We start from the raw sequence: 12,605 nt of genomic DNA, 5'->3' as shown, positions 1-12,605 counted from the left end.
TAATAAAAAAGTAAGCTATTAGCTGCCAGTCTTTTTTTCCCTATCTCACTGATAACTGATAACTGATGACTGATAACTGATAACTGATAACTGATAACTGATAACTGATAACTGATAACTGAATTAATTTCTTACTGCTTCTGTTTCCGCTTCTTTGGGAACAACAACTGGCACTCCGCTGACTGTTTCAATTTGATAAACAACGCGACTTAATTGGGAAGGACAACAGAGAGGATCCGTATCTTTATAGCGATTAAAAACCACAATAATTCGAGCGCTATTTTGTAAAACAATTCTCTGAGATGCACCATCAGTGCGGGAATCCATCGGTCGCGGGGAAAGAGTGCCAGCGAATTTACCATCGACAAAAACAAAGTCTTGATAACCCATTGGTCGGCACATTCCATCCACTCCACTCATAGCCGAAATAACGCTAGTTTTGCCATAGGTTTGCACGGCCCCGTAGAGTAACCATCCTGCTTTATTAAGTGCTTGATCATTGGCAGTAATTGCCGGACGAACCTGTTCACGACACTGGTTATCGATCACGGTTTTAACGGGAGATTTGGGGATAGGGGACTTGGCTTTATTCCAATTAGTTAACGGTCGATCAAACCAAGCTCGCGGAGTCTCTTTTTCTGGGGTTTGGCTAATAACTTCTAATAGCTTCCATGTTTCGGAATTTTGATTAGTAGCTGGATTGGATACGGTTTCAACGCTAACTTTAATTTGATAGAAAAATCCTGGTTTATAATCAAATCCCTCGATACTATTAGGGAACAATCTCCAGTTTTCCTCTGGTTTTTCTCGCATCTGTAAACAGTCTTTGCTTTGGCCTTGAGTACAGGGTTGTTTCCTAGAATTGATATAAATTGTCCTTTCCGTGCGCGTGGTGGTTGGTGCGGGGGTAAAAGTGAGTATTCCTAAACCTTCGGGAGTACGATAAAATAATTGTAAATCGCCTTTAGCTGTCACTTGGAATTGTTCCACTCCTTGCAAGGCAGCAAGATATTGATTTTCTTGTTTCATCTGCGGTTCCGGACAGGCTTTTTTGGTAGTAGCGATCGCTTGATTGATCTGAAGCGTGTCATCATTGACTTGATAGCCAGTATTATACTGGTTGCATCCGGCCGAACCACTGAGGATATTTTTCTGGAAAGCGGCAGTAATTTCCGTTTCTTTCACCAAACTTCCGGCTGTCCACCCCCTTAGTTTCCATCGAGTCCCCTCCAAAGGGGAAGTATTAGCGATCGCCGCTTTCCCCGCTAAAGCACAACTTAGGGCAATTGTCAAGAAAATTCCCGTTTTTTTGGCGTTCAAAATTGCTATTCTCCTCGTCAAAGCAACAATTCTATTATGGCGTGGGGCGGTTGCCCAGCGGCCCGGGATGAAGGGTAGAAAAAGACTTTTCCCCATTCCTTGACTCCTTCCCTTGCCTTGATTCTATCAGAGGCAAAAGCCGATGGTCGTCCCCCGATTGCAGAGCTTTGATCGTCCTCCAATGGCCAAAAGTTGACCCCAGTTCACCTTAAGCAGTACAATAAAAACCTTGAGTGACCCCTTAAACAAAAAAAACATCATGGCACAAGGACAAGGATTCGGATTCGGTCTCGGTAAGATTAAAGAACTACAAGACGCTTTCCAAAAAGCGCAACAGGTGCAACAAGGGGCCAAAGTTCTGCAAGAAGAACTGGAAACTATGGAAATTCCTGGCCAGAGTGAAAATGGCTTGGTGACAGTCTATCTCAGTGGCAACCAAGAACCCCGGGGGATTGAAATCGACCCTTCTCTCCTCTCCCAAGATCTGGAGATTGTGGCTGGGTCTATTCTAGAAGCCATGAAAGCCGCCTATGATGCCTCCACGGAAACTATGCGCAGCAAAATGGAAGAACTGACCATGGGTTTAAATATCTCCAGTATGTAATCGCTTTTGACCGCAATGGTAAGATGGAAAGTTGGACTAACAAACAAGGAGGTTCAACTTTGCTGACTTTGGGTGTCAATATCGACCATGTGGCCACAATTCGCCAAGCGCGTCGTACCGTGGAACCGGATCCCGTGGCGGCGGCAGTTTTGGCTGAAATCGGCGGTGCTGATGGTATTACCGTTCACTTGCGCGAGGATCGTCGTCATATCCAAGATCGCGATGTGCGGATTCTCCGGCAAACGGTGCGGACTCATCTGAATCTGGAAATGGCCCCGACGGAGGAAATGATCGCCATTGCTCTCGATCTTAAACCCGATTATGTCACCCTTGTCCCCGAAAAGCGCGAGGAAGTGACCACGGAAGGGGGGATCGATATGCTGGGCAATTTTAACCGTTTTTGTCAGGTTGTCGAGCGCCTACAATCGGCTAATATCCCCGTTAGTTGGTTTATTGATGCCGATTTTGCCCAAATTCAAGCGGCCGCTAATACCGGGGCGAAATTTATCGAACTCCATACCGGTCAATACGCCGAAGCACAACAGGAGAGCGATCGTCAAGCAGCATTAACAATTCTTAAAGAAGGTTGTGAATACGCTTCCTCTCTGGGTTTGCGGGTGAATGCTGGTCACGGTTTGACCTATTGGAATGTTTATGCCGTCGCCTGTTTGCCCAATATGGAAGAATTGAACATTGGTCACACAATTATCAGTCGTGCGGTTTTAGTCGGGTTGGAACGGGCTGTTAGGGAAATGAAATTGGCTATGCGTGGGCAATTGTAAAGGCTATCAGCTATCAGCTAATCTCCCGACTAGGGAACAATTACACTGAAAAATTAAAGGAAAGATGATGACAACTTATTATTATTTGGTAGCCAGTCAAAAGTTTTTAGAAGAAGAAGCGATCGAAAAGGAAGTTTTGAAGGAAAGAATCAGGAATTATCAAGAAAAAGGTCAAGAAATTGATTTTTGGTTAATTGCCAATCCAGCTTTTTTAGATACCCCCGCTTTTGCCGATATCAAAAAGAAAACTCCCCAACCAGCAGCGGCAATTGTTTCTCTCAACCAACAGTTTATTACCTGGCTAAAATTGCGTCTAGAATACGTTATTACGGGACAGTTTGAGGCTCCTTCCGATACTATTCCCGAACCGTTAAAATAACCCTTTTGGACTGTGGTAAATAAGTGGTTATAATTAAATAGAAGATAGATTTTGGGTTCGATCCCCCCTGCCCCCCTTGATAAGGGGGGTGCCGATAGGCGGGGGGATCCCCCTTAATAAGGGGGGCTGACGACTTTTAACACCTACCTACTTAGCTTGCCGTAACAAGGGAAAATTGCTAGTTTTTGTCTGTGGCAAAAAATACAGACGAGACAATCATCACCAGCTAACTTTGCCTTGCAGCTTGTTAATTTTTCCCTTACCGATTCCCGATACTCGATCCAAATCTTCTAGGGAAGTAAAGGGTTTTTCTTGCCGGGCTGCGATAATTTTTTCGGCTAATTTGCCACTGATACCGGGTAAAGTATCTAGTTCCTCTTTTGTGGCGGTGTTTAAATTAATTAAGCGATCGCTTTTAATTATTACAGATTGGGGGCAGTTTTTTCTATCTTGTTCGATCCGATTTTTAATAGTTTCTGGCAGTCCTAATTTAGCGGTACGGTAAAGATATTGAAATTCTCGATCGAAATGAGCGGCAACGGTGGGATTATCGATAATAACTAAAGCTTCATCGTTTTGATGGTTAGCAGCTGCTGACCAATTATGAGAACCAGTAATCACAATTTTATCATCGATTAAACCGAATTTATGGTGTAATTTATCTCCCGGGGCTAGATCGGGAACTCCTAGGGTATTAATTGGGTTTTGCCAAGGCTGATTATCTGGTTCATAACGACATTTATTACTGAGAGCAACTCCTAATAAATCTAATCCTTCGCTATAGTATCGGAAGGCAAAACTAGGATCAATTAAAGCTTTAATTTCTATCCCTTTTTGATGTCGTTGGGCGAGAATATTAGCTAGAGGCTGTTCCGTCAGGACAAACAGGGCTAAATTCACGGATTTTTCAGCTTTATTTAAAGTTTCACCAATGATACCATTGCTAGTAATTGCCCAGGGATAAGTAGTAGAATCGGGGGAAATTTTTACCGTCAGACTACTATTACCGATAGTAATTTTTTGCGGTTTTCTTTGGGGTTTATCTAACCCAAATCTAGGCCGATCTTCCCTTCCCCACATCAGGTTAAATTCTTTTTGAAAAACTCTAGCTAGTGGGGGATTAGTAATTACTAATAAGTGATTGGCATTCCCGACAGTTTGGGGATTAGAAAAGTCTCCATGAATATCACTTAAGGTATAGTTAGCTGAACTGATTAAAGTAGTGTGATGATCAATAACCATGAATTTATGGTGCATTAAACCACTACCTTTTGAGCGATCAGCACTATCATCAATTAGGGGAATACCAGCTTTTTTGAGGATAGTAATTGCATCTCTTTGGGCGATTTCTTCTGCACTTAATTTACCATCTCGATTTATATCAACTAAGTCAAAAAGGTTTTGATAACGTTCCTGTTCTCGATCGCTTAATTGTTCTTGGTTTTTGGCTAAACTATGAATAGGTTGATTGTAAATATTTTCGAGGATAACCCTAACTTTAATTCCCTGCTGCTGACGAGCAACTAAAGCTTGAGCGATGGCGGGTAAACGTAACTCTTGCACCGCTAGATCGATAGAACTTTTGGCCGAGTTAATATTATCAATAATAATCTGTTCTAAATTATCCCCTGGACGATTAATTTGGCGATAGGGATCGGTATAATTTGAACCCTGGGCCTGATTATAATTAAAATAGACTTGAATATATTGATCTTGGGGCAAGGGTTGGGGACGATTTTGGATAGCATTGAGAGAATGACAGCCACCCAAAAGAAAAACTGTTCCTAACAAAAATCCTAACTGTCTCATCGGCTGAATTTTTTTTAATCTCAATTTATCTATTGCCATTTTTGCCCACATAATTATCATTGTACTAGGATTGAGGAGGAGTCAGGAGAGAATTTTTACCTAAGGAGGTTCTCGGCAATCAGTATGTACTAAATTGATTATAAGTAGTCGGACATAAATTCTGTTGTCTATCTTAAGAAATGTAAATTGCCGCAATTCTTACTGACTACTGACTCCTTACCCCACAGTTAACTTTACTTTTGTCCAACTACTTAATCAATCCTGATTCTAGATTGAAGACGATGACTTTGTCCTTGATTGCTTAAATCGCCGACCAAAGATCTGACATCTAGTTAGTGAATTTTGTTATAATCTGGGAAACAATAGCACTGTTCTTCTAGATCTGGGTTTTACCATGACTGAACTTTTACCCCAATGCAGTAATCTGGCTGGTAATGTTAACAGTATAATTGAACTATTAAAAGGCGAATCCTCTCTCCGCAATCAACAGGATACCAGCAAGATAGAAATCGCCCTACAAAAAGCCATTTCTCCCAAATTTGAAATCGTTTTCGCTGGTGCTTTTAGTGCGGGGAAATCAATGTTAATCAATGCACTTTTAGAGCGAGAATTGCTTTATAGTGCCGAAGGACACGCAACGGGTACAGAATGTTATATTGAGTACGCAGAAGCTGATGAGGAAAGAGTGGTTTTAACCTTTCTCAGCGAAGTAGAAATTCGTACTTTAGTCGATACCGTCTGTCAAAATCTGCAATTAACCAATCCCAGTAACATTAATTCCCCGGAATACTGTAGTCAGTTAAACCAATACTGTCAAAAAATTATCGAACAGGAAGGGGGAGAAGGCAAATCCGAGCGAGCTAAACAAGCTCAGGGTTTAAAATTATTAATTGAAGGATTTACTCAAAATCGTGAGCGAATCCATACGCTGCATAATGCCACCTATTCCATGGAACAATTTCACTTTTCTAATTTAGCAGAAGCGGCCAGTTTTGCCCGTCGTGGTAGTAATAGTGCCGTCTTAAAACGTCTAGAATATTACTGTCATCATCCTCTCCTTAAAGATGGTAACGTTTTGGTAGATTTGCCCGGTATTGATGCCCCAGTCAAAAAAGATGCCGCCTTAGCCTATCGTAAAATAGAGCATCCTGATACTTCGGCAGTGGTTTGTGTTTTAAAGGCTGCTTCTGCGGGAGAATTAGCCACAGAAGAAACGGAATTACTCGAAAAAATTCGCTCTAATGCTGGTATTCGTGATCGAGTTTTTTATGTTTTTAACCGCATTGATGAAACCTGGTACGCAGCCCAACTAAAACAACGTTTAGAAAACCTGATTCAAACGCAATTTCGTGATACTTCCCGCCTCTACAAAACCAGCGGACTTTTAGGATTTTATGGGTATCAGGTGAAAAATCAAACCAATATTAATCAGCGTTATGGTTTAGATTCTATCTTTGCCGAAAGTGTCAAAAATTTAGGAGGACAAGAAGAAACACCGCAATTTGTCAGCGAGTTTAATAACTATTGTGCCAACTCCGGTAAATTACTGGCAACTCCCTTTAAAGTTTCCATCCACGGTTATGAAACTCCCAATAAAAATTATTTCCGAGTTTTAAGTGAGTGGGGAACTCCTTTACTAGAGCAGTTAATTGCTGATAGCGGTATCGCAGAATTTCGCACGGCAATTACTCGTTATCTCACCGAAGAAAAACGTCCGCAATTGTTTGCTAATTTAGCCGATGATTTACAATCTCTCTGCATTACTCTGAAAAATCATTATCAAGGGATTTATCGTGATTTAGAAAGTCAACCACGAGAAATTGAGGCGATGAAAGCTCTGGAGTTAAATCACCTCAATCAAGAGTTAAAAGAAGTGGGAGAGAAATTAACTAAACATATCGATGGTTATGTCAATGCTATCGTGGTTAATAGCGATGAAAACTTTGAGGAAGACTTTAAGAAACTGAAAGCGAGAATGGTATCAAGATTGGATGAGTTATTAAATACTTTTTCTGTCAAAAATGCTTACTCACAAGCGACTTTAACCCATCCCCGCAATGCTACAGCACCTTTATTAGCAGTATTGGTAGAAGCTTTTTATTATCTGTCTAACCAGCTAGAAGATGTGTTGATTGAGGAGTCAACAAGTTTAATTAGTCGCTTTTGTCAGCGTCTTTTAGATGCGGTAAGGCAAGGTGATTATTATCGGCAAATTTATCGTTTATTGGGTAACGATAGTGGCATAGAAAATCAGCTAAAACAGCTAGAAGATCAGTTAATTCATGCCTTAGTTTCCGAAGCGAGAACAGAGTGCGATCGCTATGTAAGAGAAAATCACAATTTTTACAACGAAGGCACTTTTTCTATCTTTCAATTTCGGCAAACTGTCCAACAAACTGCCCAAGGTTATGACTGTGAAAGTATTCTTGATGCTGAACCTGCTATTCGTCAATTACTTAAGTTAGATTTTGAGCCAAAAGTATCAGCGACAATTCAGAAAAACTTCCGTCAAACTATTAATAATACTCTGAAAAATCAATTGATACCAATGGCAAAAAAACAAGCCGATACTATTCTACAACAGTTCAATCAAGCTCGTTCTTATCTAGAACAAACCTTAGAACAGGAAGCGGCAGAAAAAATTGCGAATAATGCCCACAAACAGGAAGAAATTAACCAAAAAATTGAGAATTATAACCAAGCGATAAATTCTCTCAATACTTGTTTAACTGCTATGGGTTTACAGAAAAATCATTTACCTGTCATTGGTGAACAAGAATTAGAGATTGCCCCTGAAGTTGTTAATCACTCCAGCAATTAATATGGGGAAATTATCGGCATGAAGCACCAATTCCAGTGTGAATTGGCGTTGTCTTTGAGTAAAAAATGTAAGTTATACTGGCTCTTCGTTACTTGTTATGGTTCGATAAGGGGGCATAGATCGACTAAATCCTTATCTGGCAAGAGACTTAATTGATTAGTTCGCTCTAGATAAAAAACAATTGACAAAAATCGCTAAATGACTTTCTATATAAGGGTTCCATCCCTTATAACCCCCGTCCATTGCATAACACAAACCGAAGAGCCATAATCAATCCCGATTCTAGGCAGTAATCTGGCTGGTCATGTTAACAGTATAACTGAATTATGTCGTCCTTTGTATCCGGTAGAAGAATGTGCGGTTAGGCAGTTTTGATCATTACCCTTAATTAGGGTTTGATCAATAAATGTGAAATGTAGGCAAGGTAAGGGTTTTGTGGCTTTTCTGGCGAAACAGGTGCCAGATTTTGAGAGAATCGTGCTTCAAAACCTTGCGTCTTCATCGGCCCGCGTCCCGTAGGGGCGAAGCATTCGGGCAATAACCTATCGGTGAAACCGGAGATTTTCTATCCGAATGCTTCGCCCGTACTTTTTCAGCAGACCCTAATTAGAACTTAAAGTTTATGCTAGATTGAATTCGACCCCTAAAACCAGAATCACTATGACCCAGATAAGCTTCTATGGAGAGCAAAGATGAAGGATTATTGTATTTGATTACCAAGCCATAGTTAGGATCTTCAAATTGGTTATCAAAACCCCGAGTAGCGACGGAATAGTTACTATAATAAAATCCTAGTCTCGTACTACCAAGTTTTTGATCTTTAATAATGGGATAAGTTGCCTCAACAGAATAAAAAACTTTATCGCCAAACGAAATAGGAAAAATGATATTTAATCCTGAAGACTCGGAAAAATTAAGAGAACTAAAATAGGAAATATTCCCAAGACTAGACCTGGGAGCTGCCGCATTTAATTCTTGAGGGCTGAAGCTAAAGTTACTAAACCAAGTCAGATTCCAATTTTGTCTCACGAACTGAAAAACATTACCAAAATTGGCACTGGAAATATTCAAACGATTAGGACTACTATTCCAACTAAAATTGACAAATGGCGAATTACTAATAATTGTCTCCCATTGTTTGTTCTTATTATACCAAATGTTATTAAAATTCCACCTTAAGTTAATACTGGAAAATATTCCAACTGTTTTTTCCTGGAGATCGGAAATATTTTCATCAATTTGAGGAGAAGATTGAGGATATAAATTTGTCCAAGCTCCCAGGGATAAACTATAGCTGAAACCCTTGCTTGTACCGGAGAGTATAAACTCCAAAGCGGGTAAATACAAATAACCGATGTAGGACGTATCTTCAAATTCTCTTTGACGAAATCGACTAATTTCTATTCTGCCAAATTCTATGTCGGCGGCTTTCCCAGGACCGACAATCGGAAGAGCAGTAAAAGCTTCGGATTGTACTGCCAATTGTTGCTCGAACAATACATCTCCCTGGCTATTTTGAACTTTTGTAAAAGCAAAACTTGTACGATTCAAAGGTTCTATATTCGTAAATTCAATGGGGACATTAACACCAGTATAGGCTAAGGGTCCAAAATCATTGGGAGATATTACAGAAAAGAATAGAGGACTTTCCGGAGTCCATTCACCAATTTCTCGACTAAAAAATTGAACCGACCTTTGATAAGTACCAGTACGCAATTGAAAAAGCAGAGAACTATTGGGAGTAACATGATCTGTGATTGTATAACTACCAGATACTTGATTTAATTGACTAACAAGGTTTGCATTCTGAAGACTATTATTTAATCTTAGGTTCATTGCTCTTCTATCAGCCGAGGTGGATTGAGTAGAAAAAGACTCGGGAGCTTGATTCTCTTCATACTTTTGTCTGGCTGTGGTTAGAGCGCCATTAATATCATTCGGGTTGAGTAAGTAAAATAGCCCCCCCAAAGCTAAACCCAAAGTAGCATTCACCATTTGTCTCTCATCTACATCACTCAAAAAGGGAGATACGGTTAGGGAAACGCCAGGATTAGCAAAGACATTTGTATAACTTAATTCAACTTTTTCAGGGTGATATTTTAGAAGAGTTCGATTCTGGGAATAATTGAAAATATAACGATACCAATTATGAGTTTCTGGCTCAAAAGAACGAGTCGTAATTTCGGGCGCTCGTTGACCGCCACTATACCAGATAAGAGAATTCAGGTAATGAAAATCTCGCTGCTCTTGAGTTAAAAAAGGATTGCTCATCAAAGCGACAATATCATTATTCTGCAATTGTGAACTATCAAGATTTAAGGCACTAGCATAAATTCGAGACAATTGATCCTCAAATCCTTTGTCAAATTGTAAGGTTTTTACCCCGGGTAAGGAACTGAAAGACTGATTGAAGTTAAACCCCGCCGTTGTGAAAAAATCTCCTACTGTAACCCCGATTTTGGCTAAATTTTCTAGGGGAATTCTTTGGCCAATTTGCAATCTGACTTTATTGTCTAATAAACCTTGAAAGTTAATAGTAGGAAACCCTTGTAAAAATTTGGGAGCATTTTCTGCATCTAAGTTACCGAAATAAGAACCTCCCCCCTGTTCGGTAAAAGTTGAAGCTTTACGAGTGTCATCCAAACTAACAACCTCAATCTCTCCGTTAATATTAAAAACTACTTGAGGAACACCTGGCACACCTTGAGGAGAAACAACCTCAACAGCACCGCTAGTAATATTTAAGTTGTTATTATCTTTTTCAAAACCCCTAGCACTTTCAAATGCTTGAGGTAGGGCAAAGACTGTCTGAACTCCGAAAAATGGGATCGTGGAAATTGCCGTCTGTCGAGATTTTTGAGTAATAACGTTTCCCTGATAATTGATGTTGCCATGAAAGCCATTTGTTTCAATCACGACATTGTTATCATAAAGCCAATAAAATTGCTGATTATTTGGATAGTAAGAAAAATTAAAGTTTTTAAGTACAGGATCATTAAAATCTTTAAAATTTAATTGATTACCCAGGGAATATTGATCTAAATCAAAAGTAAGATTAACATAAAAATTAAGAATAGTTGGCCTATATTCGTAGGGGTTTATTGTAAGTAAGTCATTGGTATTAACAATAAAAGGATAGCGTACCGCAACACTTTCCAGAAAACTCTTGACGGCAATATCTTTAATTTTCAATTGTTCCTCAGTTAACGGGGATTGACTGGGAACTTCTTCCTCTGGTTTAATAATTTCTGGAACTGGAGGAACTGGAACAGTGGGTACATCTTTGGGAATAAAAAAATCTGAGGTTCCAGTTTGTGCTAAATTTAGTTGGCTAATTTCTTTGTATGTAACCATACCAAAAACAGGTGCGTTAATGATATTTTGATTTAATTCTAAGTCATTCAATATATCAATTATTGCCGGCGTAGCAGGAATAGTAAAGGGAGCTAACTGAGTATCTGCCGATAAAAATTCTTGAGCGGGAATCTGAGCTATCGACCTATCGCCGGAAGAATCAATCTCCAGTTTGATGGTGGTGGTGGGAATTTCCCAGGTATCAATTATTGCCGGCGTAGCAGGAATAGTAAAGGGAGCTAACTGAGTATCTGCCGATAAAAATTCTTGAGCGGGAATCTGAGCTATCGACCTATCGCCGGAAGAATCAATCTCCAGTTTGATGGTGGTGGTGGGAATTTCCCAGGTATCAATTATTGCCGGCGTAGCAGGAATAGTAAAGGGAGCTAACTGAGTATCTGCCGATAAAAATTCTTGAGCGGGAATCTGAGTAATGACCTTCGGTGAGGAAGAACTAATAGTTACAGTTGCAGCCGACCCTTGATCCGTTTCGGCCCGACGGTGATATTGCCCCTGGGTGAGGAACTGACGCAAATCCGAGTCATCCTCCACTGACGGTTGATCAGATAGATTCAGAGACCCGGTTGAAGCAGAATTTGGAGAATGGGGCAGAGATTGATCCAGGGTTTGACTGTCCAACGGCATTAAATCTGACGCTTTTCCCGAGAGATTCTCCCCAGAAAAAGCTTGAGTTATCAATACCGACTCCGTGGAGGGCTGCTCGGAGCGTTTAGAGAGACTCTCTGAAAGGTTCGGGGAGGAGGAGCCAGTAGTTACAGTCATAGCCGACTCTTGATCCGTTTTGGACTGACGGTGATATTGCCCCTGGGTGAGGAACTGACGCAAATCTGAGTCATCCTCCACTGACGGTTGATCGGACGGATTCAGAGACCGGGTTGAAGGGGAATTTGGAGAATGGGGCAGAGACTGATCCAGTGTTTGATTGTCCACTGGCATTAAATCTGACGCTTTTCCCGAGAGATTCTCCTCAGAAAAAGCTTGAGTTATCAATACCGACTCCGTGGAGGGCTGCTCGGAGCGTTTAGAGAGACTCTCTGAAAGGTTCGGGGAGGAGGAACCAATAGTTACAGTCATAGCCGACTCTTGATCCGTTTCAGCCCGACGGTGATATTGCCCCCGGGTCAGGAACTCAAATAAATCTGACTCATCTTTGGCTGACGGTTGATCAGACAGATTCAGAGACCCAGCTGACGCAGAAGAAACGGTTTTTTCTGTTTCAGCGACTTGAATGGTCTCTTGACGAGATTGGGTTTCTCGGTTCGCCGATGCTGCCGCAATCGTAAGAGACACGCCCTTAACATCGAGGATTTGTTCGGACGATCGATCGAGTAAGATTTGCCCCGAATCAGAAGTCAGAGCCTGATTTTGGGCAGAACACAAAGAAGGATAAAACCATTGCAACAGTTTAGCTTCTATGGCTTGCCAGTTAACCAATGGGAGTGGGTCAAATTTGCCAAACAAATGATCGCTTGATTGGTAGCGATGATCAACATACAGTATAATTGAACTAAAGCG

General features: G+C 40.7%; 7 protein-coding genes. 4 read left to right on the top strand and 3 right to left on the bottom strand.

Annotated features, from left to right (window positions below):
* Positions 1 to 123 precede the first annotated feature (123 nt).
* Positions 124 to 1,416 carry a DUF4377 domain-containing protein gene (locus tag ACQY1X_RS14355; RefSeq protein WP_430014813.1) on the bottom strand — a complete coding sequence of 431 codons (1,293 nt, stop codon included), beginning with the start codon at positions 1,414 to 1,416 and terminating at the stop codon, positions 124 to 126.
* A 163-nt stretch (positions 1,417 to 1,579) separates the two neighbouring features.
* On the opposite strand from ACQY1X_RS14355, the gene ACQY1X_RS14350 reads away from it, so the two are divergent.
* From ACQY1X_RS14350 to ACQY1X_RS14340, 3 genes are all read left to right on the top strand, one after another.
* Entirely contained in the window at positions 1,580 to 1,924 is a 345-nt protein-coding gene (locus tag ACQY1X_RS14350) for a YbaB/EbfC family nucleoid-associated protein (protein WP_002733791.1), read from the top strand.
* A 59-nt stretch (positions 1,925 to 1,983) separates the two neighbouring features.
* Positions 1,984 to 2,706, top strand: a complete 723-nt coding sequence (locus ACQY1X_RS14345; protein ID WP_430015741.1) for a pyridoxine 5'-phosphate synthase — start codon at positions 1,984 to 1,986, stop codon at positions 2,704 to 2,706.
* 67 nt (positions 2,707 to 2,773) lie between these two features.
* The gene (locus ACQY1X_RS14340) at positions 2,774 to 3,085 is read left to right on the top strand and encodes an MgPME-cyclase complex family protein (RefSeq protein ID WP_002783106.1); all 312 of its coding nucleotides are present in this window, start codon (positions 2,774 to 2,776) and stop codon (positions 3,083 to 3,085) included.
* Between the two features lie 219 nt (positions 3,086 to 3,304).
* On the opposite strand, the gene ACQY1X_RS14335 is transcribed toward ACQY1X_RS14340, so the two are convergent.
* Positions 3,305 to 4,945: a DUF655 domain-containing protein gene (locus ACQY1X_RS14335; protein WP_430014812.1), complete on the bottom strand. Its 1,641-nt coding sequence runs from the start codon at positions 4,943 to 4,945 to the stop codon at positions 3,305 to 3,307.
* Positions 4,946 to 5,288: 343 nt separating this feature from the next.
* On the opposite strand from ACQY1X_RS14335, the gene ACQY1X_RS14330 reads away from it, so the two are divergent.
* Positions 5,289 to 7,715: a dynamin-like GTPase family protein gene (locus ACQY1X_RS14330; protein WP_002740487.1), complete on the top strand. Its 2,427-nt coding sequence runs from the start codon at positions 5,289 to 5,291 to the stop codon at positions 7,713 to 7,715.
* 606 nt (positions 7,716 to 8,321) lie between these two features.
* Here the strand turns inward: ACQY1X_RS14330 and ACQY1X_RS14325 are convergent.
* Complete coding sequence (locus ACQY1X_RS14325) at positions 8,322 to 12,524, bottom strand: hypothetical protein (protein ID WP_430014811.1); 4,203 nt, start codon at positions 12,522 to 12,524, stop codon at positions 8,322 to 8,324.
* Between the last annotated feature and the right edge of the window lie 81 nt (positions 12,525 to 12,605).

Origin of the sequence: Microcystis protocystis FBCC-A270, assembly GCF_050500235.1 — a bacterium.
Taxonomy (GTDB): Bacteria; Cyanobacteriota; Cyanobacteriia; order Cyanobacteriales; family Microcystaceae; genus Microcystis; species Microcystis ichthyoblabe_A.
This window is presented reverse-complemented; position numbering and strand designations above follow the sequence as displayed.